The organism is Pseudomonas putida (assembly GCF_001976065.1).
GTDB lineage: Bacteria > Pseudomonadota > Gammaproteobacteria > Pseudomonadales > Pseudomonadaceae > Aquipseudomonas > Aquipseudomonas serbica.
The window spans coordinates 701,788-727,615 of the sequence record NZ_MNAH01000002.1; the positions used below are offsets into that span (position 1 = coordinate 701,788).

Sequence of the window (25,828 nt, forward strand, 5' to 3'; positions counted from 1 at the left end):
TTCAGCATTCCTTGAGGCCGCTGGATTTGTGCAGCATCCAGTCGACGACGAAGTTGACGCTGACCGTGATCAAGGCCACGGCCAGGGCGGGCAGTAATGGACTGATGTCGCCAAAGGTAATCAGTACGGCGTTGTCGCGCACCATGCTGCCCCAGTCGGCGGTGGGCGGCTGGATGCCCAGGCCGAGGAACGACAGCGCACTGATGAACAGGAACACGAAGCAGAAACGCAGGCCGAATTCGGCAATCAGCGGCGCCGCAGCGTTGGGCAGTACCTCGCGGGTCACCAGCCAGCACAGGCCTTCACCGCGCAGGCGCGCGGCTTCGACGAAGTCCTGCACCACCACGTTCATCGCCACCGCCCGGGACAGGCGAAACACCCGGGTCGCATCCAGCAGCGCGATCACCAGTACCAGCGACGTCGCATTGGTACCAACCACACTGAGAATCAGCAAGGCGAAGATCAGTTGTGGAATGGCCATCAGGATGTCCACCACCCGCGACAGGCCCTGGTCAATGGCACCGCCCTTGATCGCTGCGACCAGCCCGCAGGTACCACCGAGCAGGAACGCCAGCACCGTGGTCAGGAAGGCAATGCCCAGGGTGTTGCGCGCGCCATAGACCAGGCGGCTGAACATGTCGCGGCCCAGGTTATCGGTGCCCAACAGGAACTGCCCGCCCCAGGGTGCGAAGCCCTCGCCCACCACCTGGGTTTCGCCGAACGGCGCCAATACCTCGGCGAACAGCGCCACAAGGATGTACACAATGATCACCAGCATGCCGAACTGCGCACTCAGCGGTGCCCGGAGCAAAGTTTTAAGCAGGCTCATGATCTACCCCTTTGGATGCATCAGGCGTGGGTTGCTGGCAATCGACAGCACGTCGGCGCTGGTATTGAGCAGGATGTAGGTGGCGGCAAAGATCAGGCTGCAGGCCTGCACCACCGGGATGTCACGCTTGGCCACCGAGTCCACCAACAACTGGCCCAGGCCCGGATAGACGAACACCACCTCGACCACCACCACGCCGACCACCAGGTACGCCAGGTTCAGCGCCACCACGTTGACGATCGGCGCCAGGGCGTTGGGCAAGGCATGGCGGAAAATGATCCGCGACTGGCTGATGCCCTTGAGCCGGGCCATTTCAATGTAGGGGCTGGCCAGCAGGTTGATCAGGGAGGCGCGGGTCATGCGCATCATCTGCGCGATTACCACCAGGCTCAGGGTCGCTACCGGCAGCACCGAGCGCTCCAGTACCTCACCCAGCGAGGCGTTCGGCGAGAGATTGGAAATGCTCGGGAACCAGTTGAGCTTCACCGCGAACACCAGGATCAGGATGTAGGCGACGAAGAACTCGGGGAACGATACCGCGCTGAGGGCCGAGGTGTTGAGCAGACGGTCGAACCAGCTGTTGCGGTACAGCGCCGCGAGCATCCCCAGCAATAACGCCAGCGGTACCGAGACCATGGCTGCCAGCAAGGCCAGGCTGAAGGTGTTGCCCAGGCGACTGCCGACCAGATCGGCGATCGGCCGCTGGTTGGCCAGCGACACGCCCAGGTCGCCGTGCAGCAATTGCCAGATCCAGTGGCCGAAACGGGTCAGGGGCGGCAGGTCCAGGCCCAGTTGGGCGCGGTAGGCCGCCACGGTTTCCGGGGTGGCGGACTGGCCGAGCATGGCCTGGGCGATATCGCCCGGGAGCAGCCCGACGGCGAGGAAGATGATCACTGAAACGGCGAATAGCGATAACAGGCCCAATGCCAGGCGCTGCCCTAACAGCTTGAAAATACTTCTCATCGTGCAATTCCTTGAAATGGACACGTCAGTGGCGGCTGCGAACCGCACCTGTAGGAGCCGGCTTGCCGGCGAAGGCGACCTTGAGCCTTGCATCGGCAATTCAGACGCCTTCGCCGGCAAGCCGGCTCCTACAGAGGATCTTCAGCGTCTCAGGGGGGTTACGCCTGCCACCAGCGCTCGATGACGCGCAAGCCGTCGAGTTCGCCGTACGGCGCGGTCTGTCCGCCGTGAGCGACCTTGTTGGAACGCGCCGCCACCGAGCTGGCGAACAGCGGCACGATCGCCCCGCCGTCATCGCGGCACAGCGCCTGCATTTCGTTGTACATCTCGCGGCGCAGCGGCTCGTTCATTTCGCCCCGGGCAGCGTTGAGCAGCTGGTTGAAACGCGGGTTGTCCCAATGGGTTTCGTTCCACGCCGCGCCCTTGGCGTAGCCGATGCTGAACATGCGGTCGGCGGTCAGGCTGCTGTACCAGAACGAGGTGGTGAAGGGTTGCTTCATCCAGACATTGGAGAAAAAGCCGTCGGCGGGCTCGCGCACCACGTCGATGTCGATCCCCGCCGCACGCGCCTGCTCCTTGAACAGCACCGAGGCATCCACTGCCCCGGTGTACGCCGCGTCGGAGGCCTGCAGGCGGACCTTGAGCGAATCCAGGCCGGCCTGCTTGAGGTGAAAGCGCGCCTTGTCCGGGTCGTAGGTGCGTTGTTCCAGCGCCGTATTGATGAAGCGGCTGCCGGGCTGGATCGGGTGATCGTTGCCCACCAGGCCATAGCCGTACAGCACCGACGCCAGCAGGGTTTCGCGGTTGATCGCGTGCTTCATCGCCAGGCGCACGTCGTTGTTCTGGAACACCTGGCTGTCGGTGAGCATCGGGAAGGTGTAGTGCTGGGCGCCCTTGGTTTCCTCGATGACCAGGTTCGGGTTGCGCTTGAGCAGCGCCACGGTCTTGAGGTCGACCTTGTTGATCACGTCCACTTGCCCGGTGACCAGCGCATTGACCCGTGCCGCGCCATCGGCAATGGCGATCAACTCGGCGCTGGCGAAGTGAGCGCGCCCTGCTTTCCAGTAGTCCGGGCTGCGTTCCAGGTTCATGCGCACGCCCGGCTCGAAGTCCTTGAGACGATAACCGCCGGTGCCGACGCCTGACTGCCAGTCCGGGGTGCCGTCCTTGCTCGGCATGATCACCAGGTGATAATCGGCGACCACATAGGAAAAATCGGCGTTGCCCGAGTGGAGCTCGAACACCACGCTGTCGCCGCCATTGGCACTGACCTTGGCCACGTCACCCAGCACGGTCTTGGCCGCCGAGGTGGATTTCTCGCCCAGATGATGCTGGATCGAGGCCACCACGTCGTCGGCGGTGAGGCTCTTGCCGTTGTGGAAGGTCACGCCCTGGCGCAATTTGAAGGTCCAGACACGCGCGTCGGGGGTTGAGGTCCAGCTTTCGGCCAGCTCAGGGATCGCCGAGCCGTCCACGGCAATTTCAGTCAGGGTGTTATAGACCGCCGAGAAGCCGACGAAGGTAAAGGTATCGCTCCACGACCCCGGATCCTTGGAGTCGGTGGTGCTGCCTCCGGCCAGGCCCAGGCGCAGCACGCCACCGGCTTTTGGCGTCGATTCCGCCGCCATGGCGCCTAATGGCAGGCCCATGGAAAACGCCCCGGCCAGCGCCGCCGCTGCTGCGCTGTATTTGAGGAAGTCCCGACGCGGGAAGCTGAATTCATGGTTCGCCTGAGTAATCTTGTTTTTGTTATCGCTCATTGCATTGCCCCTGATCAAAAGCTAATGGAATACCGGTTCAAAACCACGCAAGACACCGGGCCAGGGCCCGGTGCGCACAACCTTTGAATCGCCAACAGTCACACCTGGATCGCCTTCACTTCGACGAACTCATTGAGCCCCTCTTCCCCCCATTCACGTCCGTTGCCCGATTGTTTGTAGCCGCCGAACGGCACCTGGTAATTGAATGCCGCGCCGTTTACAAAACACTGGCCCGCCCGCAGTTGTCGGCCCAATTGCAGGGCGCGCTCGGCATTGCCGGCCCAGACGCCGCTGGACAGGCCGAACGGTGAGTCATTGGCCAGCTGGATCGCCTGCGCCTCATCGACATAGGGGATCAGGCACAACACCGGGCCGAAGATTTCTTCCTGGGCGATGCGCATGCGGTTGTCGACGTCGGCAAACAGCGTCGGGCTGACGTAATAACCCCGTTCGAACGCCGCGGCCGAATCGCCACCGCACAGCAACCGTGCGCCTTCCTGCTGGCCGACCTTGATGTAATCGAGCACGGTGCGGCGCTGCCCGGCCGAACACATGGGCCCGAGGAAACTTTGCGGGTCGAGGGGGTCGCCCAGCTTCAGGCCCAGGGTTTCGGCCAGCGCCAGTTCCACCGCTTCGGCATAGCGGCTGGCCGGCAGCAGCATGCGGGTCAGCGCCGTGCAGGTCTGGCCGGAGTTGATCATCACGTCCTGCACGCCATAACGCACCGCAGCGGCCAGGTCGGCGTCCTCGGCGATCAGCAGCGGCGACTTTCCGCCCAGTTCCAGGCACACGCGCTTGACCGAAGGCGCCGCCGCTTGCGCGACCCGCACCCCGGCGCCGGTGGAACCGGTGAACGACACCATGTCCACGTCCGGGTGTTTGGCCAACGCTTCGCCGACTTTCGAACCGGGTCCGCTGACCAGGTTGAACACCCCGGCCGGCAGGCCGATGGCCTCGATCATCTGCGCCAGTAAAAAGGCGTGCAGCGGCGTTTCCTGGCTTGGCTTGACCACCACCGTGCACCCGGCGGCCAGGGCCGGCGCGAGTTTGCCGATCAACTGGTGCAGCGGGTAATTCCACGGATTGATGAACGCACAGACGCCCACCGCCTCGCGAATCACCAGCGAGTTGCCGACCTCGCGCACTTCGTCCATCAGGCCGGCGAGTTCGACGTACTGCTCAAGGCCAATGATCGGCCCGTCCACCTGCACCGAGCGGCACCACTGCACCGGCATCCCCAGTTCAGTGGTGATCACCGCGGCCATTTCATCGGCGCGGGCGCGCAGTTGTTCGGCCAGTGCGCGGATGTAGCCGGCACGCACGCTCGACGGCGTCCGCGACCACGGGCCAAAGGCCCTGCGGGCAGCGGCCACGGCCTTGTCGACATCGCGTTCATCGCCCAGCGGCACGCTGCCGGCCACTTCCTCGGTGGCCGGGTTGATCACCTCGGCGATGCCCTGGCCCGATGGGGTTGACCAGCGTCCATCGATAAACAGTGCCTTGTGGTTAAGCATGCGGCTGAGCCTCCATCAGTTCATGGGCACAACGGGCGATGCGCTGGCAGGCATCGCGAAGCGGTTCAGCGCCAACCACCAGGCCGAGGCGAATGTGCCCGGCCGCACTCGGTCCGAAAGCTTCACCGGCCAGCACCGACACACCGTGGCGATCGAGCAGGCGATCGGCGAATGCCTGGGCGCTGAGCCCGGTTTCGCGGATATCGACCATCACGAACATCCCGCCGTCGGGTTTCAGGGCGCGCACGCCGGGACAATCGGCCAGGCTCTCGCACACCAGGTCGCGGCGCTGGCGATAGGCTTCGCGCATGGCCTCCAGTTCCGGCAGGTTGCTTTGCAGCGCCACCACCGCGGCGTCCTGGATGAAGTCCGGGGAGCCGTAGAGCATGCACAGCGCGAGGTTTTCCAGGTGCGCGGTCAGGGACGGCGACGCCACCACCCAACCGACACGCCAACCGGTCATGGCATGGGATTTCGACAGGCTGTTGAGGGTCGCGGTGCGCTCGGCCATGCCCGGCAGGCTCGCCGGGCTGACGTGCTCGCCCTCGAACAGCAGCTCGCTGTAGACCTCGTCGGAAATCAGCCACAGGTCATGGGCGATGCACAGTTCCGCCAGGGCATGCCAGGTGCTGCGCGGCAGGCTTGCACCTGACGGGTTGTGCGGACTGTTCAGCGCCAGTGCGCGGGTACGCGGGGTGATGCGCGCGGCGACGTCTTCGGGCAGTACCCGAAAACCGTTCTCGGAACGCACCGGCACCGGCACCACCTTGGCGCCACATGCGCCGAACACCGCCTCGTAGGTGACGTACATCGGCTCGGCGACTATCACTTCATCGCCCGGATTGAGCACGCACTGGGCCACGCAGAACAGCGCGCACTGCGCCCCGGCAAGCACCGTGACCTCATCGGCCGAAACGACCTGGCCGCTGCGTTGCTGATGGCGCCGGGCGATGGCTTCGCGCAAGGCGCGCTTGCCGCGCACCTCGGCGTAATGGGTGTTGCCGGCCAGGAGGCTGTCGATGGCGCCTTGGACGATGGGTTGTGGCGTGTCGAAATCGGGGTCGCCCACGGACAGCAGCAGGATGTCTTCGCCCTGCTCTCGCATCGCCAGTGCGCGGTAGTGAATATCCCAGGCGGCGGCACCGTCACCGGCGATACGTTGGGTCAGATCGGAAAAGCGCATGGCCCTACTCCCTCTAAAAAGTTGAACCTCAGCGAACGCAGGCGTGCTTGAGTTCGATCAGGGTGACGCCGTTGCGCTTGAAGCCCAGGCGCAGGTCGGTTTGCAGTTCGGCGAGGTTCTGCGGCTGAGTCACGGTGCAACCGAAGGCTCGGCCAAGGGCGGCGAAATCCGGATTGCGCGGCAGCACGCCGATCGGCTCGATGTCCAGGCCGAGCATGTCGTCACGGATCTGCCCCAGGGCATCGTTGTTCCACAGCAGCACCACCAGGGGGCTGTCCAATTCCTCGACCGCGGTGGCCAGTTCCTGCGCGGTGTAGAGGAACCCGCCATCGCCCACCAGCACCAGGCCCGGCCGTTGCGGCGCGCCGAACTTGGCGCCGATGCCGGCCGGCAAGCCGTAGCCCAAGGTGCCGTAGCCGGTCGGGTGCAACCAACTGCGGGTGGCGGCGCTGTCGAAGGCGTAGTTGCCGGTGTAGGCCAGCTGGGTCATGTCGGTGCTGATGAACGCGTTTGGCGGCAGTTCGGCAGCGATGCGATCAAGGATGGCTTGATGGATCGACTGCAAAGCGCCGTGGCTGGCCTTGACCGCTTCGCGCAATGCGGCGACCGAGGCAACTGCAGCGCTGGCATCGCGTATATCGTTCGGCAGACGCTCCACGATCCCCCTGAGGGTTTGCTGTGCGTCACCTTGCAGAGCTACCGCACAGGGGTAGAAATCGTTGAATTTGCGCGAATCAATATCCACCCGCAGCAGCTCGGCGTTGAGCGGCAGGCGTTCGCGCCAGTAGTCGGTGTCGGCCATTTCGGTACCCACTGCCAGCACCACGTCGGCTTCGGCGATCAGGTTCCAGCCCGGTTCTACGCACAGGGATGAACCGGCATTGAGCGGCGCCTCGGGTGGCAGCAGCCCCTTGCCGGCGACGCTGGTGAACAGCGGCGCCGCCAGTCGGGTGCTCAGTTCATTGAGTTCTTTCGCCGCATTCAATGCGCCACCACCGGCGATGATCATCGGACGTTTTGCGCCGTTGAGCCTGGCCACGGCTTGATCCAGTGCAGCGGCGGATGCAGGACCACGCCCCGGACGACGCACCACCTCATTGCTCCAGTCGCGAGCGACCGGCGCCGACAGCACGTCCAGCGGCACCGAAATGTGCACCGGGCGAGGACGCTCGCTGTCGAACACCGCATAGGCGCGGGCAATCAGTTCCGGCAGGTCTTCAGCGGTCAATGCGACGGCAGAGAACGCGGTGATCGGCGCGGTCATGGCGCGCTGGTCCTGGCACTCGTGGAGGATGCCCCAGCCCTTGCCGAGGCTGGCCGTCTGGTTGACGCTGGAAATCACCAGCATCGGAATCGAGTCGGCGTAAGCCTGGCCGATACCGGTGGCGGCGTTGGTCACGCCGGGGCCGGTGATGACGAAGCACACCCCGGGTTTGCCACTGACCCGGGCATAGCCGTCGGCCATGAAACTGGCGCCCTGCTCATGACGGGTCAGCACGTGGCGGATGCCGCTGCCGGGCAGGCCGCGATACAGCTCAAGGGTGTGCACGCCGGGAATGCCGAACACGGTGTCGACGCCGTAGTTGGCCAGCAGGCGCACCAGCGCCTGGCCACCGGTCAAGGGTTGGTCTTGCATGTTCAGGTCCTCACGCATGAGCGATGCGAATCAACGCATCGACCGCGGTCGTGCCAAGGGCGCCGACCAACAATGGGTTCACATCGAGTTCGAGCAACTGCGCGGCGTTTTCGCAGGCGTAGTCGGCCACGGCGCGGATGGCCGCCACCAGCGCGTCCAGGTCTGCCACCTCGCGCCCGCGAAAACCTTGCAGCAACGGCGCGCTGCGCAGGCTCAGCACCGCTTGGCGAATCGCGCCGTCGGTGGTCGGCAGCAACAGGCTGCGGCTGTCCTTGAGCAACTCCACCAGGATCCCGCCCGCGCCAATCACCAGCGCCAGGCCAAAATCGTTTTCGCGCTTGATGCCGACGATCAGCTCCGCCAGCGGCGGCTTGGCCATCGGCTCCAGCAGCACCTGATCGAATGGCACGCCCGGCGCGTAGGCGGCAATGTTCGCCCGCATATTGTCCAGGGCAGCGCTCAGTGCGGCGCCGTCCTTGAGGTTCAGGGCCACGGCACCGGCTTCGGTCTTGTGCGGCAACTGTTCGCTCACGGCTTTCAATACCAGCGGAAAACCCAGTGCTTGGGCTTCCTTGAGCGCGTTATCCGGGCTGCTCAATACTCCATTGGGTGTCGGTAGACCAAACATGCGCAACGCCTGTTTCGAATCCCATTCATTGAGCAACCGACCTTCGCCTTCCAGCGCCTGCGGGCAGAACGGCACCAGGGCCGATTCGCCCAGCGCGAGCAACGCCTGACGGTTGCGCTGATAAGCGGCGATGCGGCCCCAGGCAGCCAGGCCATCTTCCACGCCTTGCAATGCCGCCACTCCTTGGGCATGCAAGTGCTCGCGGGCGTGGGCCGGCAACAACTCCGGGAATGCCGAGGTGACAAAGCCGGTCTTGCCGTGCCGCGCCAGCGCCTTGCAGTACAGGTCCAGCAGCAGGTCGCACTCCTTGCGCTCGCCGGTAAACTCAGCCGGATAATCCAGTACCAGCATCGCCGCATCGGCTTCGGTGCGCAGCGCGCTGTCGAGCATACGGTTCAAGGCTTCGCCGTCGCCCCAGATGGCGGTGGTGAAATCCAACGGGTTGACCAGGTTGGCGTAGCTCGGCAGCACCTTGGCCAATTCGCCGACTTGGCCGGCGTCGAGCTTGGGCAGACTCAAATCATTGCGCTCGGCGTAGTCGGCGATCAGGCCGGCATCGCCGCCCGAACAGGCCAGTGCGATCAGGCTGTTGCCCGCCGGCAGGTTGCCGCAGGCTGCCGCTTTGAGGGTTTCGACAAAGCTCACCGGGCCGCTGACCCGGATCACCCCGAGGCGATCGAACAGCGCGTCGTACAGCGCATCGGAACCGGACAGTGAACTGGTGTGACTGAGGGCCAGTTCGGCACCGATCTGCGACACGCCGGTTTTCAGGGCGATCACTGGAATGCCCTTCTCCAGCGCCTTGTGCGCGGCGCGGGCGAATCCCGGGACGTTCTTCAGGCCTTCCAGATGCAGGCCGATGGCGGTGACGCGTGGCTCATCGAGCAGCACGTCCATCAGTTCCGCCACGCCCAGTTGCGCCTGATTGCCGACCGAGGCCATGTAGGCCACCGGCAGCGAGCGGTCGCTCATGGACAGGTTGTAGGCGAAGTTGCCGCTTTGGGTCAGCACCGCGACGCCCTTCTCCACCGCTTTGCCACCGTGGGCCACCGGCCACAGCGCGCTGCTGTGCAGGTAGTCGAGCAGGCCGTAGCAGTTGGGGCCGAGCAAGGCCATGTCGCCCGCCGCTTCCAGCAGTCGCTGTTGCAGAGCCTGGCCTTCGGCGCCGGTTTCGGCGAAACCGGAGGCGTAGCAGATCGCGCCGCCGGTACCGATGGCGGCGAGTTCGGCCACGCAGGCCAGGGTCAGGTCGCGGTTGGTCGCAATGAACACCGCATCAGGCCCGCACGGCAGGTCGGCAATGTTGCGCACGCAAGGCACGCCTTCGAGGCTGTCATGCTGCGGGTTGACCAGCCACATCTGGCCTGGGTAGCCGCCCTCGGCGCAGCGCTTGAGGGCGCGGGCCATGCTGCGGCCACCGACAAAGGCTACATGCCGGGGCGCGAGCATGCGCTTGAGGTTGTCACGTATCGTCTGGGACATGGGTATTCTCCGGGGCGATCAGCGCAACAGCGGCCGCAGCAGTTCGCGGGAAATGATGTGCCGCTGGATTTCCGAGGTGCCTTCCCAGACCCGTTCGATCCGCGCATTGCGCCAAATGCGCTCCACCGGGCTTTCGTCCATCAGGCCCATGCCACCAAAAATCTGCACCGCCTCGTCGGCCGCGCGACCGAGCACTTCACTGGCGAACAGCTTGGCCATGCCGGCCTCGCCGTCGGTCATGGTGCCCTGGTCCATTTTCCAGGCGGTGTGCAAAGTCAGCAGTTCGGCGGCGCGGATTTGCGTGGCCATGTCGGCCAGCTTGAACGACACACCCTGGAAATTGCCGATGGCCTGGCCGAACTGTTTGCGGTCCGCCGCCCACTGCAGCGACACGTCCAGCGCCCGTTGCGCCTGGCCCACGCAATTGGCGGCGACCATGACCCGGCCGGCGGTGAGCCAGGCGTTGGCCACGTCCCAACCCTTGCCGACTTCGCCGAGCACTTTATTGGCCGGCACACGGCAGTCGTCGAAGAACATTTCGAAGGTGTGGTAACCGCGGTTGCTCACGCACTTGGGACCGCGGCGGATGGTCATGCCCGGGGTGTTGCGGTCGACCAGGAACGAGGTCACGGCGTTACGCTTTTTACCGTTGTGTTCGTAGGTGTCGGTGACGGCGAAGACGATGGCGAAATCGGCGTGGCCGGCGTGGCTGATGAAGTGCTTGCTGCCGTTCAGTACGAAGTCGTCGCCCTCGCGCACGGCGCGGGTCTTGATTGCGTTGGCGTCGGAGCCGGCGCCCGGTTCGGTCAGGGCGAAGCAGTCGATTTTCTCGCCCTGGATGCACGGCAACAGGTAGTCGTTGATCTGCTCGCCAGTGCAGGCCATGAGAATTTTCGACGGCCGCGCGACAAACACGTGCAGCGCCCAGGAGACCTTGGACAGCTCCCGTTCGATCAGGGCCTGGGACAGGTAGTCCAGGCCACCACCGCCCACCTCCTCTGGCATATTGAAGGCGTAGAAACCGGCGGCGATCGCCTTGCCGCGGATCTGCGCGGCCAGCTCCGGGGAGACTTCGTCGGCGCGGTCGACCTCGGTTTCATAGGGCAGCAGTTCCTTCTCGACGAAGCTGCGTACCGAGTCCACCAACATTTCTTGTTCTTGGGTCAGTTGGAAATTCATGGGTGCTACCTGTTGTTCGTGTGCAATGAGAGGTGTGCCGAGGATTAGCGACCGATAAAGCGTGCCGGGCGTTTTTCCATGGCGGCGCGCAGGGCTTCGGTGCCGTCTTCGCTGCGCCCGCACAACAGGCCGGCGGCCAGCTCCGCCTGCAGTTGCGCAGGCAGGCTGCGCTCGGCGCCTTCGCGCATGAGTTTTTTGGTTTGGGCAAAGGCAAAGGTCGGCCCGGCGGCCAGGCGTGCGGCGAGCTCGCCGGCGACGCCCTGCAGTTGATCGTCGGCGCAGACTTCACCCACCAGGCCAGCGGCCAGGGCGCGGTCAGCCCCCCACAATTCGTCGAGGAACAGCAGGCGCTTGGCTTGTTCAGTGCCGATCAGCCGTGGCAGGTGCCAACTGGCGCCGGCGTCCGGGGAATAGGCCATGCTGGTGTAGCCGGCCTTGAAGCGTGCCGATTGCCCGGCGATGCGCAGGTCGCAGCACAGGGTCAGGTCCATCCCGGCCCCGACTGCAGTGCCGTTGATGGCGGCAATGGTCGGTTTTTCCAGGCTGTGCAGGCGGGTCATCAGGGCGTGGGCGGTTTCAGTCCAGCCGTAGGTTTCCAGTGCACCACGGGCTTCGGCTTCGGCCCATTCCGCCAGGTCGGCGCCGGCGCAGAAACTGCGACCGCTGCCGGTCAATACCACCACACGCACCGCGGGATCGGCATTGAAGGTGTCGAGCAAGGTGTGCAGGTTTTTCAGGGTCGGAATGTCCAGCGCATTGCGCTGGGCCGTGCGATTGAGGGTGATCCGGGCAACGCCGGCTTCGACCTGACTGAGCAGAGAATCGTGAGTAGTCATGCGAGTCCTCGAATTATTGTGATTGGTCTGAGGTGATGCGACTTGAGGTCATACTAAACGAGTGTTCAGTAAGGCGGCAATTGCTGGCGTAGTAAGCTGTAACAGGCCTGAAAAGTACTTAACATATTGTTTTTACTAGCTTATTTAGTGATTGGCGGGATTGGGCCGATGCCGTTGTTACAACTTCGAACAACTGCCTACACGCACACCGCAGAAACAACGGTGGGAGCGAGCCTGCTCGCGAAGAGGGCGTCCCATTCAACATCTCTGTTGACTGATACACCGCTTTCGCGAGCAGGCTCGCTCCCACAGGAAATGTTTATTAATTCAAGGGATCAGGTAGTCGGCAGGCTCGGCGCCAGCACCGCCCCGCGCTTGCGATGGATCAGGAAGTACGCGCCATAACACAACGCAATGAAGCCAAAGCCCCAGTACAGCGACGGCCGCTGGGTTTCATCCAGTGCCAGGAACACGAACAGCGAGCAGCACAGCGTGATGCACATCAGCGGCAACACCGGGAACCACGGCGCGCGGTATTTGAGGTCGCTGAGTTGGCCGCCGTCGCGCAGGTAGGCCTTGCGGAACTTGTACTGGGCCAGGGCGATGACAATCCAGGTCACGGTGCCCGACATCCCGCTCACTGCCATCAGCACCATGAACAAAGTGTCGGCGGCGACGAAGCTGGTCATCAGCGACACCAGGGCAAAACACAGGGTGATGCACAGGGCGCGCAACGGCACGCCTCGCTTGCTCAAGGACGAAAGACTTTTCGGCGCCATGCCGGTTTTCGACATGGCCCAGAGGATGCGCGTCGAGGCATACAGGCCGGAGTTGCCCACCGACAGGATGGCCGTGAGGATCACGAAGTTCATCAGGTCGGCGGCGTAGGGAATGCCGACCATGTCGAACACCTGCACGAACGGACTTTCCATCAACCCCGCCTGCTGCCACGGCACGATGGCCGACAAGACGACGATGGCCAGCACGTAGAAGATCAACACGCGAAACACCACGTTGCGCACGGCGCGGGGAATGCTTTTTTCCGGCTGATCGGTTTCGCCTGCCGCCACGCCCATGATCTCGCAGCCCTGGAAGGCATAGACCACAGTCATCATTACCGCGAACACCGCAGACAAACCATTGGGGAACAGCGAATCACCGATCAGGTTGTCCATCATCGGTGCCGGTGCGCCGTTGCTCAGCGGCATCACGCCGAAGATCACCAGCACGCCGACCACGATGAAACCAAGAATCGCCGCCACCTTGATCCCGGAGAACCAGTATTCCGCTTCACCGAAGGCACGGGTCGCCAGCGCGTTGAGGCCGAACAGCACCACCACGAACAGCGCCGACCAGTACCAGATCGGCACCGTCGGGAACCAGCGGGTCATCAGCATCCCGGCGGCGGTGAATTCCAGGCCCACGGTGGTGGCCCAGCTCATCCAGTACACCCAGCCGATCATGAATCCGGTGGCCGGGCCGATGAATTGGGTGGCATGGGTCTGGAACGAACCGGACACCGGCATCTGCACCGACAGTTCACCGAGGCAGACCATCACCAGGTACATCAGGAAACCGGCGACCAGGTAGGCCAGGATCGCGCCCACCGGCCCGCCCTGGTTGATGGTCACGCCGGAGCCCATGAACAGCCCAGTGCCGATCACGCCGCCCAGGGACAGCATGAAAATGTGCCGGCTTTTCAGCGCGCGGGTCAGCTGGATGCCTTTACGATCAGTGGTTTCGCTCATGCCCGGCACCTCGAGTCGGTGGCACGGGCATCGCAGGACAGGACGTCACGACGCAGGGAGGAAGGCGCTTTACGGCAATTCATTATTATTATCTCCAATAAGCTTCGAAGACCGCGCTGCGGCGGTTGCGTCGATTATTGGAAAGCCATGTAAGGTCGCGTTGTACGTAAAGATCGAAGTTGTAGAAAGTCGTAACAAATATGTACGTCAGCGCTGCAACAGGCCGTTGAGGGTCTGCATCGAACATTGCAGTTGCGCTTCGACAGTGGGCACCAGTGCACGAATTGCCGTTTGGTCATTGCCCAGCGCCGCCACCTCCAACGCGCGCAACACCTGGGCCAATGCACGAAACCCAAGGGAATCGCCGCTGCCAGCCAAACGGTGGGCAAGCTGTGCAACCTCGGTGCAATCGTCGGCCTCGATGGCCTCGTTCAGTGCCTCGCGATGTTGCAGGATCGAATCGTGCAGCACGGCCAGCAATCCCTGTACTTTCTGTTCGCCGAGCAAGGTGCGATGGGTTTGCAGCAGTGGCCAGTCCATCGATTCGTCACCTGCCGGCGACTCGACGGCCTGCCCCGCCAGCACCTGCCGCAGGTTTTCCAGCTTCAAGGGTTTGGCCAGTACGCCGTCCATGCCGGCATCCAGATAACCGCTTACCAGCGCTGGCTGCACGCTGGCGGTCAGGGCCAGGATGCGCGTCTGGCGGTTCAGTCCGTCGTTGCCGCGGATCTGTTGGCACAACTGCACGCCACTCATCCCCGGCAGGTGCACATCCAGCAAGATCAGATCGAAGGTCCGCGCCGCGCATGACACCAACGCCTGTTCCGCATCGATGGCCAGCCACACTCGATGCCCATCCCGTTGCAGCAGGCCCTCGGCCACTTCGCGGTTGAGCGCCACATCCTCGACCACCAGGATGTCGAGTGCCGGCCCCGGCACAGAGGTAGGCACCGGGGCAACGGCGCCGATGGCCGGCTGCAGCGTCAATTCGAACCAGAAACAACTGCCGCGCCCGACTTCGCTGCTGACGCCAATGCAGCCGCCCATTTTCTCCACCAGGTGTTTACAGATGGCCAGGCCCAATCCCGTGCCGCCATAACGCTGCGCGACTTCTTCGCTGGCCTGGGTGAACCGCTCGAAGATCTTCGCCTGCATCACCGGGGCAATACCAATGCCGTTGTCAGTGACACTCACCCGCAGGTGTTGTCCTTCTTGACCTTGTGCCTGCGCGAGCAACGCCACGTCGACACTGACGTCTGCGCCTTGCGTGAACTTGATCGCGTTGGCCAACAGGTTACTCAACACCTGCCGCAAATATTGTTCGGCGCCATGATGATGGTCAGCCACCCGCTGATCCACCCGGCATTCGAGAATCGTGTCGTTGTCCAGGGCCTTGGGTTCCAGCAGCGTGAGGACTTCGTCGAGTAACTGGCGAATGGAGAAGTTCACTGGCTCAGGGGGGCTGGTACCCTCCTCCAGCTTGGCGAAATACAGCACTTCATTGAGGATGGTCAGCAGCCCCTCGCCGGCCTTGTGCAGCGCATCCAGGCGCTTGCCGTCCTGGGGGGCCAGACGCGCACCGCGCAGCAACTCGGCCATGCCCAGAATGCCATTGAGCGGCGTACGCAGTTCGTGGCTCATGGTCGCCAGGAAGCGTGATTTGGCGAGGTTGGCCGCTTCGGCTTCGTCCTTGGCGCGCATCAGGCTGGCGGTACGGCGTTCGACCCTGCGCAGCAATTCATCGCGGTTGTCCTGCAGGGCCAGGCGGTCGGTTTCCCGGCGGTCGATGTCACTGAGGATCGCCCGGCGCATGTCGTCGAGGGCATGGGCCACGGTGTCGATCTCGTCACTCTGCGCGCTGCGCCGCTTGTCCAGGCGCAACGGCTCGTGCCATTGCCCGGCGGCAATACGCCGGGCAAATTCGGCCATGACTTTCAGGTGGCGGGTCACCAGTCGATAAAAAAGGCCCGACAGTGCCACCGCCAGGCCGCAGAAAAACACCGCCATCCACAACAGGTTGGTCAAGCCGGTGGCGTACAGGCGTTGATACACCGCCCCCAGGTCGGTGCTGACTTCCAGTTCGCCAAGATGGCGCAACGGTCCGGAGGGCGGTTGGTAATCCAGGGCAAAACGCTCGATGCGCAACGGCCCTGCCGGTACGGGACTGCCTTGCACCAGGTCGAAATCAGGACCGGTCAAATGCACCCTGGCGACGTCGGAGAAATCCACCAGGCCACGTAGTTGCACGTTCAACTGCTCCTGGTTCAGATCCCAGAGGCTGCGCTCCAGGCTGGCCAGGTAACCGGCGCGGATCAGCTCCATGCGCGAGTCGATCTCGCGCATCTCCCGGCGATACTCGATGTACAACTGGACACTGCTGGCCAACACGGTAAAGCACAGGCTGAACAACAGGATGAACAGCAGCAGGCGCCGCAAAAGACCACCGGGACGCGCGCGAATCATTGCGCGTCCGCCGGCAGGCTGATCATGTCGCGGTAGGTGACTTCGCTTTCATTGAGCAGGCGTTCGACATCACCGGCCTCCACCATGCGCTGCAATTGCGCATCAATCTGCGGCATGCGCGCGGACAACGGCGAACGGCGGGAAACGGCGACCCGCAGGTAATCCACGCTCAGGGCCCTGGGCAAGGCCACGATGTCTTGGGCGCCGGGCAGGTTGGCCACGTACAACTCGCCGGTGCGGCGCTCCTGGGTGATGAAATCGATGCGCCCGCGAATCAGCTTGCCGAAGTTCTGGCCGCTGCTGGCGACCCATTCGATGTTGTTGTGCTGCGCGACCATGCGATCGAACGCCACGCCGTAGCTTTCGCCAAACAGCAAGCCGCCACGGTAATGCGCCAGGTCCTGCAAGTGTTCGAACTTCACCGGATGTTGGCGATTGACGAACAACGCCACCTCTTCGCGCAGCACCGGCACGGTGGAAAACAGCATGCTCTGTTCCCGTTGCGCAGTGCTGTAGGCCAGCACCACATCGACACGGCCTTCGGCGGCGTCCAGCAGACAGCGTTTCCAGTTGCCCAACACCACGGTCTCGACCTCATAGCCGAGCTGGCCGAACAACTGCTTGACCACGCTCGGCGCCAGGCCGCGGACTTGTTTGCCGTCGCTCCAGGAAATCGGCGGGTACACCGGGTAATCGCAGTAGCGGATTTTTTCCGCCGCCTGCGCGCTGGTCGTCGACAGAGCCAGCCACATTACCAGCACCCACCAGAACCTGCGCCCCACCGCCGTCACGCCGCCAGGCTGGCAGTGAAGAGGTAGCCGGCGCCATGGATGGTGATGATCAGCTGCGGTTCGGCGGGATCGTCGTGCAACTTGCGGCGCAGGCGCCCGACCAGCACGTCGATCGAGCGGTCGTTGGGCACCCATTCGCGGTTGCGGATCTGGTCCATCAACTGGTCGCGGCTGAGGGTGTGGCCGCTGTTGCGCAAGAACACGCTGAGCAACTGGTATTCGCCGTGGGTCAGCAAGGTCTCGCTGCCGGCCGGGTCGATCAGCCGCCGGCGGTCGGTGTCCAGCGCCCAGTCGGCGAACTGTTTGACCGGTTTGGCGACGGCGGCAACCGGTTGTGGTGCCTGCGCATGGCGGACCCGGCGAATCAGGTTTTTCGCCCGGGACACCAGTTCCCGCGGGTTGAGGGGTTTGATCACGTAATCGTCGGCGCCGCATTCAAGCCCGACGATGCGGTCGATTTCGTCGTTGCGCCCGGTGATCAGAATGATGCCGACTTCCGATCGCACCCGCAGTTCGCGGGTCAGGGTCAGGCCGTCTTTACCCGGCAGGCGGATATCGAGCATGACCAGGTCGACCGCCTGGCTGGCCAGGAAGGTTTCGGCCAGTTCCGCCGTGGCGGCGCAATGCACGTCGTAGCCTTCCCGGGACAGGTAGGCATGCAACAGTTCGCGAATCAGCGGATCGTCATCGACGATCAGTACCCGAGGAGTCATTGCTGGGTGTCCTGCTTGTTTCTTATTAGAGGGACTGCATCAGCGGCAGAGAGTAGCCACTGCTGAACGGGTGATCAACAGCTGCTCGTCTGCTGGCAAAACCGCTGGCGGCCACCGGCCTGCAAACCGTCGACCCAGGCCTCGCAGATCTGCATGCCCTGTTCGGGGGTAAAAGTCCCCGGATTGAGCCCGGACTCGAGCCACAAGCCATCGAGCAGTGCGCTGAGGCTGATCGCCGCCAGGTCGGCATCGAAGTGCTCCCAGCCCTCCTCCTGCGCCAACTCCCGGAGCACCTTGCCGAGGATCGCGCGGTACTCGCCATAGGAATGATCGTGGGCCTGGTTGATCGCCTCGGCGGTTTTTACCGCGCCCCAGAAGGCAAGCCAGGCGTCGATCAATTGCGGGTCGAGCAATTCGGCGGAGAACGATCCGCGGAAAAACGCCGACAGGCGTTCGCGGGCATTGGGTGCCGCCTGCTCCATGGCATCGCGCAGCAGGGTCATGACGCGCCCGGTGATCGCCATGTACGCCTCGGCCACCAGTTCGTCCTTGCCCGAATAGTGATGGCTGATCAGCCCCACCGACACTCCGGCCTCAGCAGAAATCTTGCGAATCGACGCTCCCTGGAAACCATGGCGCTTGAGGCACACCAGCGTCGCCTCGATCAGATTGGCCTTGCGCAACTCCGGTTCCATGCGGGAAAAACGGGCTTCCTGGTTCATGGGCGACGCTCCTGGTTTGTCGATCGTTGAACGACTGTACAGCAAGAAGGTGGCATGGCTCCAGTCAGGCGTTTGTCAGATGGACAGTAGCGCGCCCATCGCGGGCTTGCCAGCGATGAGGCCAGCCCGAACAACCGAGGTTCCAGATCAATCCCGATAATCCGGCGCCACCCGCTCCAGCAATCTCAGCAACGCCGCCCACGCCAGTTGCATCGCATCCGGATCATTCAGCTCCCCCTCTCCCAGCGCCCGCTCCGGTTCGTTGAACTGGCGCTCGGTGTGCGCGCACACCTCGGCCGGCGGCAACACCAGCTCGCCAGCCGCTTGCGCCGCCAGCTGGATTTCGCAAGCCTTTTCCAGGTAATACATGCGCAAGAATGCCTGGCTCACGGTTTCGCCGACGGTCAGCAGGCCATGGTTGCGCAGCATCAGCACGGGTTTGTCGCCGATGTCCGCTACCAGCCGTTGCTGCTCGCTCATGTCCAGCGCCACGCCTTCGTAGTCGTGGTAGGCAACGCGACCGTAGAACTCCATGGAGATCTGATTCACCGGCAACAACCCGCACTTGAGCGCGGCCACCGCGCAACCGGACTTGGTGTGGGTGTGCAGCACGCACTGCGCGTCTTCACGCGCGCCATGAATGGCGCTGTGAATGACAAAGCCGGCGGGATTCACCGGGTATGGCGATGGCTCGACGGCGCGGCCATCGAGATCGATCTTGACCAGGTTGGACGCGGTGATTTCGTCGAACATCAGCCCGTAGGGGTTGATCAGGAAGTGATGCTCGGGCCCCGGAATACGCACTGAGATATGGGTGAAGATCAGGTCGGTCATGCGAAAATGCGCAATCAGGCGATAACAGGCCGCCAGTTCTTCACGCAGCCGCTGTTCGGTGGCGCTGCGCTCAGGGGCAGTCAGCGCAGTGGCGATGTTGTTCATTGTTCGGACTCTCCAGGCTGTTCGGCTGGGCAGACAGTAAGACTGGACGCTTTGGCACGTCCAGCCATCCTCGCTATTTATTTGCTGGCCCAGGCGTTGAAGCGCTCTTCCAGTTCTTCGCCATGGTCGACCCAGAAACCTACGTCCATCGACAAAGCACCCTTGAGGTTCTGCGGCGCCGTGGGCACCCACTGCGCCAGTTTGTCATCGAGCCGTGCGGCGGCCTGGATGTTGGTCGGGCCGTAGGGGATCTGCTCGACGTATTTCACCTGGGCATCCGGCTGGTTGGCGAAAGCGATGAAGCGCTTGGCCTGGTCGACGTGCCTGGAGCCCTTGATGATCGCCCAGTAGTCCATGCCGTACAGGCTGCCGGGCCAGACCAGCGCCAGATGGCTGCCTTTCTGCGCGGCGTCGGCAATGCGCCCGCTGTAGGTCGAAGTCATCACCACATCGCCGGCGGTCAACCATTGCGGCGGTTGTGCGCCGGCTTCCCACCACTGGATGTAGGGCTTGAGTTCAGTGAGTTTGGCAAACGCCCGATCCACGCCCTGCGGGGTGTTGAGCACCTTGTACACGTCATCGACCTTGACCCCGTCGGCCAGCAGGGCGAACTCCAGGTTGTACACCGCGCGCTTGCGCAGACCGCGCTTGCCAGGGATTTTCTGCACGTCCCAGAAGTCCGCCCATGACGTCGGGGGCTGGGCGAGTTTGTCGGTGTCGTAGGCGATCGCCACGCTCCACACCAGCGCGGCGGAGCCGCATTCCTGCGCAGCCTCGGGGATCAACTGCTCGGTGCGCCCCAGGCGAGTCCAGTCCAGTCGTTCATACATGCCCTCTTCGCAGCCGCGCATCAGGTCCGGACCTTCGATTTGCACCACGTCCCAGTCGACGTTGCCGGTGTCGACCATGACCTTGATCTTCGCCATCTCGCCGTTGTATTCGCTCTGGATCACTTTGCTTTGATCCACGGCGGCAAAAGGCTGGAAGAACGCCACGTCCTGGGCTTTTTGTCCGGCGCCGCCGTAACCGACCACCACCATGTCCGATGCTGCCTGTGCGCTGCCCAAACCCAGGGCCAGGATCAACGCCAAGGGATAAAAACCGTGCTTTAGCGTATTCGATTTCATCAATGGTTCCTCGTGCAGGTACCAGGCGACTACGGGGTCGGCATGGCCCTTTTTTATTGTTGGTGAGGTTCGCCCCAGGAGCGGGCTCGACACGAAACTACTCAAGGCATAGTAAAAAAACAAGTTGATTTTTTACTGCCGGTAAATTTCTATAGAGCAAACAAAAACGAAAGTTGATGCCTCTGTAGGCGCGAGCTCGCACCTACAGGCCAGCCCGCCCGGAGTAACCGCACCATGTCGAGCCCGACCCCTGCCTTCGCGCACCTGTTCGAACCCTTGCAGATCCGTGGCAAGCGCCTGAAGAACCGCATCATGTCCAGCGGACACGACACCTCGATGCCCACCGACAACCTGGTCAACGAGCAGCTGATCGCCTATCACCGGGCGCGCGCCGAAGGCGGTGTCGGGCTGATCGTGCTGCAAGTGGCCGGGGTGCATGACAGTGCGCGCTACACCTCCCACGTGCTGATGGCCACCGACGATGAATGCATCGAGGGCTACCGCAAACTCGCGCAAACCTGCCATGCCCACGGCACTGTGGTGCTGTCGCAAGTGTTTCATCCGGGGCGGGAAATCATGGAGTCCAGCGATGGCCTGCTGGCAGTGGCCTACTCGGCGTCGGCGGTGCCCAACGAGCGTTTCCGGGTCATGCCGCGGGCGCTGGACCAGGCGATGATCGACGAGATCGTCGCCGGTTATGCCGCTGCTGCCCGACGCCTGCACCAGGCCGGCATCGATGGCGTGGAAGTGGTCGCCAGTCACGGTTACCTGCCGGCGCAATTCATCAACCCTCGGGTCAACCGCCGTACCGATGGCTACAACGGTGAACTGGAACAGCGTTTGCGCTTCCTGCGTGAAGTCATCGAAGCCGTGCGTGCGGCGACTGATGAGCAATTCATCATCGGGCTGCGTATCTCCGCCGATGAGCGCGATCCTGAAGGGCTGACCGAAGACGAATCATTGACCGCCGTACAATCGCTGCAAGGGCAGCTGGATTACGTGCACATCGTCGCCGGTACTTCGGCATCCCACGGTGGTGCCGTGCACATTGTGCCGCCGATGGCGATCGAAGCGGCGTACCTGGCCAAGGAGGCCGGGACCTTCAAGGCTGGCCTGAACATTCCCTTGTTCGTCACCGGGCGCATCAACCAGCCCCAGGAGGCCGAGTTGATTCTGGCCCGGGGTCAGGCCGATGTGTGCGGCATGACCCGGGCGTTGATCTGCGACCCGCAAATGCCCAACAAGACCGACACCGGCCACGTCGAAGATGTGCGCGCCTGCATTGCCTGCAATCAGGCGTGCATCGGGCACTTCCACAAGGGCTTGCCGATTTCCTGCATCCAGCACCCGGAAACGGGACGCGAATTGATCTTTGGTCACAGGCAGGCAACGAAATCACGCAAACGCATCATGATCGCCGGCGGTGGGCCGGCCGGCATGAAGGCCGCCGCCGTCGCCGCCCAACGCGGCCATGACGTGACGCTGTACGAAGCCAGCGCGCAACTGGGTGGTCAGGTGTTACTCGCGCAACTGCTGCCACGGCGTAGCGAATTCGGCGGTGCCAGCACCAACCTGCAGCGGGAAATGGAACTGGCCGGGGTACGCGTGGTGCGCAATACGCGGGTCGACCGTGCGCTGGTGGAGCAGGAAAAACCGGACATGGTGATCGTCGCCACGGGTGCCGAACCCTATTGGCCGCTCTTCGAACGCGGTGGCGAATTGCAGGTGGTGGATGCCTGGCAAGTGCTGCGTGAAGAAGTGCAAATCGGCCGTTCGGTGGTGGTGGTCGACTGGCGCTGCGACTGGATCGGCCCCGGCATTGCCGAGCGCCTGACCCGTTCCGGTCATCAGGTGCAACTGGCGGTCAACGGCACCCACTGCGGGGAGAACCTGCCGCTGTACGTGCGCGATCAACTGGCTGGCGAGTTGCACAAACTGGGGGTTCCCATTACGCCTTATGCGCGCTTGTACGGGTGCGACGACAACACGGTCTACTTGCAACACACCGCCAGCGGCGAACCGATGCTGATGGAAAATATCGATACGCTGGTGCTGTGCCAGGGCCATCAACCGGTGGATACGCTCGGGGCAGCGTTGCAAGGCCTGGTGGAATTTCGCCGCATCGGTGACTGCCTGGCGCCGCGTACCGCCGAAGAAGCGATTTATGAAGGGTTGAAAGTCGCGTGGGAGCTTTAAGCCTGTTTATACTCCGGGGCTTTAATGACTGACCCCTATCTGTAGGGGTTTGGAACTTCGTATGAGCAATGACAGCAAGACCCAGGCCGAACCGCATTTCCTCGGCACGCGGATTCGCGGCCTGCGCAAACGCCGGGGCATGACCCTGGCGCAGTTGGCGCAACAAAGCGAACTGACCGCCGGCTACATCAGCCAGCTGGAACGCAACCTCGCCTACCCGTCGATCCCGGCGCTGTTCAACATTGCCCGCAGCCTCGGCGTGACCATCCAGTGGTTCTTCGCCAGCGAAGCCGTCACCGCTCCCGAAGACGAAGGCATTGTCGTGCGCAAGCACAGTCGCCTGAACGTGCATTACGAAGACGGCATCGTCGACCAGTTATTGACCCCGCAAGCCAACCGCCAGCTCGAAATGCTCCACTCGCGTTTTCCGCCGGGCACTTACAGCCAGCAAAGCTACAGCCACGACGGCGAAGAAGCCGGCTATCTACTGTCGGGCAGCTTCGAGTTGTGGGTCGGCGAGCGCTACTTTCAGCTCAACGAAGGCGACAGTTTCAGTTTTTCCAGCCAGCAACCGCACCGCTACGGCAACCCGGGTGAGGTGGATGCGGTGGTGATCTGGGTGATCACCCCGCCGACCTTCTAACGCCGGCCGCGCCCGATTGCTTGAGCAACACCGGCACGCTTGAGGGTGTCGCTCGGCAGTTCCTTGAACAACGCACGATAGCTGCTGGAAAACCGCCCCAAATGCCAGAACGACCAGTGCATGGCCACTTCGGCCACGGTGGTTTGCAGGTGAGTGCGGCTGAGCAGTTCGCGCCGGGCGCTGTTCAGGCGGCGCAGGCGCAACCATTGGGTTGGCGCCATACCGGTATAGGTCTTGAACGTGTGTTGCAACTGGCGTAGCGAAACCCCGGCAACCTGGGACAATGCCAGCAGATTGAGGTGTTCTTCCGGGCTGTCCGCCGCCCATTCCCCTACCCGCTTCATGATCGCCCGGTCCCCGGCCCGGCGCTGCAGTGCGCCCTGGTCGAGACTGACACAGGCGTTATCGAGGATGAACAGGCAATCGTCCAGCAGCTGCTGGGTCAAGGCTTCGCGGCTTGGCGGATCGTAGGTTTGCGACAATTGGGTCAGGGTTGCGCTGAGCCAGCGACTGAACAACCCGTTTTGCTGGCAATTGAGCGGCGCCATGAACAGCCCCTCCAACCGCGCGACATCCAGCCCATGGCGCTTGACGAACTCCGGGCCGAACACCACGGCGATTTCCTGGTAGTTCTCCGGGGTGATCCAGATGTTGCGACTTTCACCATTCAACACGTACAGCGCGTTGTCGCTGCGGTCGAAACAGAACGCCAGCGAACCTTGTGGCGCGCTGAAATTCTGCTCGACCCGGGTGTTCATGTGCTCCTCGTAGATCTCCACGCCCTGTAGATCCAGATAACGCACCAGGCCGGCGAAATGTCCCGGCGACATCTGTTGGTAATGCTGGACCCAACCAGGCGTAGCGCGGATTTGCTCGGCGACTTCGAAGGTACTGAATGCTTGAACCTGTAGTGAGTTGCACGTTGACATTGGGCGACCTTACGCACTCTTTTGGTGCGCTTTGTGCTGCTTAAAGTGGATAGATGGAACTGCAAGGCTCGCCCAAGATAGACGTCAACGCGCTACAGGGGAAGCGTCCTGCAGATGAAATCGACTTTCTCCCGCGTTAACAAAACCAATAACGAGGTCTTTATGAATGCCCCTTTCGATCAGCTGTTCACTTGGCTGAAAGATCACAAGATTACCGAAGTCGAGTGTGTCGTCAGCGACCTGACCGGCATTGCACGCGGCAAAATCGCACCCACCAACAAGTTCCTGCATGAGCGAGGCATGCGCCTGCCGGAAAGTGTGCTGTTGCAGACGGTAACCGGGGACTTTGTCGACGACGACATCTACTACGACCTGCTCGATCCTGCCGATATCGACATGGTCTGCAAACCGGTGTCCGACGCGGTATACGTCGTGCCATGGGCGATCGAGCCGACCGCCATCGTGATCCACGACACCTTTGACAAGTTCGGCAATCCGATCGAATTGTCGCCGCGCAACGTGCTCAAGAAAGTCCTGCAGCTGTATACCGACAAAGGCTGGCGACCGATTGTCGCGCCGGAAATGGAGTTTTACCTGACCCAGCGCTGCGAAGACCCGGACTTGCCACTCAAGGCCCCGATGGGCCGCTCCGGTCGCGCAGAAAGCGGTCGCCAGTCGTTCTCCATCGACGCCGCCAACGAATTCGACCCGTTGTTCGAAGACGTCTATGACTGGTGCGAACTCCAGGGCCTGGACCTCGACACGCTGATCCACGAAGACGGTCCGGCGCAGATGGAAATCAATTTCCGCCATGGCGATGCCCTGGACCTGGCCGACCAGATCACCGTGTTCAAGCGCACCATGCGCGAGGCCGCCCTCAAGCACAATGTCGCGGCCACCTTCATGGCCAAGCCGGTCGGCGATGAGCCAGGCAGCGCCATGCACATCCACCAGAGCGTGGTGGACATTGCCACCGGCCAGCCGATCTTTGCCGATGCCGACGGCAACATGAGCGGGTTGTTCCTGCACCACATCGGCGGCTTGCAGAAGTACATCCCCAAAGTGCTGCCGATGTTCGCGCCGAACGTCAACTCGTTCCGCCGCTTCCTGCCGGACACCTCGGCACCGGTAAACGTCGAATGGGGCGAAGAGAACCGTACCGTCGGCCTGCGCGTGCCGACCTCAAGCCCGGACGCCATGCGCGTGGAAAACCGCTTGCCGGGGGCCGATGCCAACCCTTATCTGGCCATCGCCGCCAGCCTGCTGTGCGGCTACCTGGGCATGGTCGAGCACATTGAACCGAGCGCCGCGGTGCAGGGCCGGGCCTATGAGCGGCGCAACCTGCGCCTGCCGATCACCATCGAAGATGCGCTGACGCAGATGGAAGAGTGCGAAACCGTGGGCCGCTACCTGGGCGACAAGTTCGTGCGTGGCTACGTCGCGGTCAAGCGCGCCGAGCACGAGAACTTCAAGCGCGTGATCAGCTCCTGGGAGCGCGAGTTTCTGCTGCTGAGCGTCTGACGAACAACTTCCTGCATGAGTCCGCG

Annotated in this window: 20 protein-coding genes; 3 read left to right on the forward strand and 17 right to left on the reverse strand. The window is 63.0% G+C overall.

The genetic code is table 11. The features are described 5' to 3' along the window. Nucleotide 1: 1 nt before the first annotated feature. The 16 genes from BKX96_RS09740 to BKX96_RS09815 all read right to left on the reverse strand — a co-directional run bounded on the left by BKX96_RS09740 (nt 2) and on the right by BKX96_RS09815 (nt 20,513). A complete protein-coding gene (locus BKX96_RS09740; protein ID WP_077183674.1) occupies nt 2-829 on the reverse strand; it encodes an ABC transporter permease in 828 nt (275 codons plus the stop codon). Between the two features lie 3 nt (nt 830-832). Further along, nucleotides 833-1,792, reverse strand: coding sequence for an ABC transporter permease (locus BKX96_RS09745; RefSeq protein ID WP_046819133.1), 960 nt, complete (start codon nt 1,790-1,792; stop codon nt 833-835). A 158-nt stretch (nt 1,793-1,950) separates the two neighbouring features. After that, nucleotides 1,951-3,552 carry an ABC transporter substrate-binding protein gene (locus BKX96_RS09750; protein WP_077183675.1) on the reverse strand — a complete coding sequence of 534 codons (1,602 nt, stop codon included), beginning with the start codon at nt 3,550-3,552 and terminating at the stop codon, nt 1,951-1,953. A gap of 98 nt (nt 3,553-3,650) precedes the next feature. Next, a complete protein-coding gene (locus BKX96_RS09755; RefSeq protein WP_077183676.1) occupies nt 3,651-5,066 on the reverse strand; it encodes an aldehyde dehydrogenase family protein in 1,416 nt (471 codons plus the stop codon). Beyond that, the gene (locus BKX96_RS09760) at nt 5,059-6,249 is read right to left on the reverse strand and encodes a pyridoxal phosphate-dependent aminotransferase (RefSeq protein ID WP_077183677.1); all 1,191 of its coding nucleotides are present in this window, start codon (nt 6,247-6,249) and stop codon (nt 5,059-5,061) included. The genes BKX96_RS09755 and BKX96_RS09760 overlap by 8 nt, the downstream gene beginning before the upstream one ends. A 28-nt stretch (nt 6,250-6,277) precedes the next feature. Then, nucleotides 6,278-7,903: a 5-guanidino-2-oxopentanoate decarboxylase gene (locus tag BKX96_RS09765; protein ID WP_410454522.1), complete on the reverse strand. Its 1,626-nt coding sequence runs from the start codon at nt 7,901-7,903 to the stop codon at nt 6,278-6,280. Beyond that, nucleotides 7,896-9,995, reverse strand: coding sequence for an acetate--CoA ligase family protein (locus tag BKX96_RS09770; protein ID WP_077183678.1), 2,100 nt, complete (start codon nt 9,993-9,995; stop codon nt 7,896-7,898). The genes BKX96_RS09765 and BKX96_RS09770 overlap by 8 nt, the downstream gene beginning before the upstream one ends. An 18-nt stretch (nt 9,996-10,013) precedes the next feature. Continuing rightward, nucleotides 10,014-11,174 (reverse strand): acyl-CoA dehydrogenase family protein, encoded by a 1,161-nt coding sequence (locus tag BKX96_RS09775; RefSeq protein WP_077183680.1) that lies wholly within the window; start codon nt 11,172-11,174, stop codon nt 10,014-10,016. Nucleotides 11,175-11,218: 44 nt separating this feature from the next. After that, nucleotides 11,219-12,010, reverse strand: coding sequence for an enoyl-CoA hydratase/isomerase family protein (locus tag BKX96_RS09780; protein ID WP_077183682.1), 792 nt, complete (start codon nt 12,008-12,010; stop codon nt 11,219-11,221). Nucleotides 12,011-12,345: 335 nt separating this feature from the next. Continuing rightward, nucleotides 12,346-13,758 carry an amino acid permease gene (locus BKX96_RS09785; protein WP_077183684.1) on the reverse strand — a complete coding sequence of 471 codons (1,413 nt, stop codon included), beginning with the start codon at nt 13,756-13,758 and terminating at the stop codon, nt 12,346-12,348. Between the two features lie 207 nt (nt 13,759-13,965). Continuing rightward, nucleotides 13,966-16,221: an ATP-binding protein gene (locus tag BKX96_RS09790; protein WP_077183686.1), complete on the reverse strand. Its 2,256-nt coding sequence runs from the start codon at nt 16,219-16,221 to the stop codon at nt 13,966-13,968. After that, nucleotides 16,218-16,973, reverse strand: coding sequence for a substrate-binding periplasmic protein (locus BKX96_RS09795; protein WP_046819124.1), 756 nt, complete (start codon nt 16,971-16,973; stop codon nt 16,218-16,220). Before BKX96_RS09795 ends, BKX96_RS09790 begins: the two co-directional genes overlap by 4 nt. 35 nt (nt 16,974-17,008) lie before the next feature. Beyond that, nucleotides 17,009-17,725: a response regulator gene (locus BKX96_RS09800; protein WP_077183688.1), complete on the reverse strand. Its 717-nt coding sequence runs from the start codon at nt 17,723-17,725 to the stop codon at nt 17,009-17,011. 74 nt (nt 17,726-17,799) lie between these two features. Then, nucleotides 17,800-18,447 carry a TetR family transcriptional regulator C-terminal domain-containing protein gene (locus BKX96_RS09805; protein ID WP_046819122.1) on the reverse strand — a complete coding sequence of 216 codons (648 nt, stop codon included), beginning with the start codon at nt 18,445-18,447 and terminating at the stop codon, nt 17,800-17,802. A 147-nt stretch (nt 18,448-18,594) separates the two neighbouring features. Continuing rightward, nucleotides 18,595-19,386 carry a class II aldolase/adducin family protein gene (locus tag BKX96_RS09810; protein WP_077183689.1) on the reverse strand — a complete coding sequence of 264 codons (792 nt, stop codon included), beginning with the start codon at nt 19,384-19,386 and terminating at the stop codon, nt 18,595-18,597. Between the two features lie 77 nt (nt 19,387-19,463). Next, nucleotides 19,464-20,513 carry an ABC transporter substrate-binding protein gene (locus tag BKX96_RS09815; RefSeq protein WP_077183690.1) on the reverse strand — a complete coding sequence of 350 codons (1,050 nt, stop codon included), beginning with the start codon at nt 20,511-20,513 and terminating at the stop codon, nt 19,464-19,466. A gap of 234 nt (nt 20,514-20,747) precedes the next feature. Between BKX96_RS09815 and BKX96_RS09820 the strand changes: the two genes are divergently transcribed. Next, entirely contained in the window at nt 20,748-22,709 is a 1,962-nt protein-coding gene (locus BKX96_RS09820; RefSeq protein ID WP_077183691.1) for an oxidoreductase, read from the forward strand. 61 nt (nt 22,710-22,770) lie between these two features. Further along, nucleotides 22,771-23,352 carry a helix-turn-helix domain-containing protein gene (locus BKX96_RS09825; protein WP_046819118.1) on the forward strand — a complete coding sequence of 194 codons (582 nt, stop codon included), beginning with the start codon at nt 22,771-22,773 and terminating at the stop codon, nt 23,350-23,352. On the opposite strand, the gene BKX96_RS09830 is transcribed toward BKX96_RS09825, so the two are convergent. Then, nucleotides 23,349-24,281, reverse strand: a complete 933-nt coding sequence (locus BKX96_RS09830) for a helix-turn-helix domain-containing protein (RefSeq protein WP_077183693.1) — start codon at nt 24,279-24,281, stop codon at nt 23,349-23,351. The two genes, BKX96_RS09825 and BKX96_RS09830, sit on opposite strands and share 4 nt — an antisense overlap. Nucleotides 24,282-24,443: 162 nt before the next feature. On the opposite strand from BKX96_RS09830, the gene BKX96_RS09835 reads away from it, so the two are divergent. Further along, complete coding sequence (locus BKX96_RS09835) at nt 24,444-25,802, forward strand: glutamine synthetase family protein (protein ID WP_077183695.1); 1,359 nt, start codon at nt 24,444-24,446, stop codon at nt 25,800-25,802. The last annotated feature ends 26 nt before the right edge of the window (nt 25,803-25,828 follow it).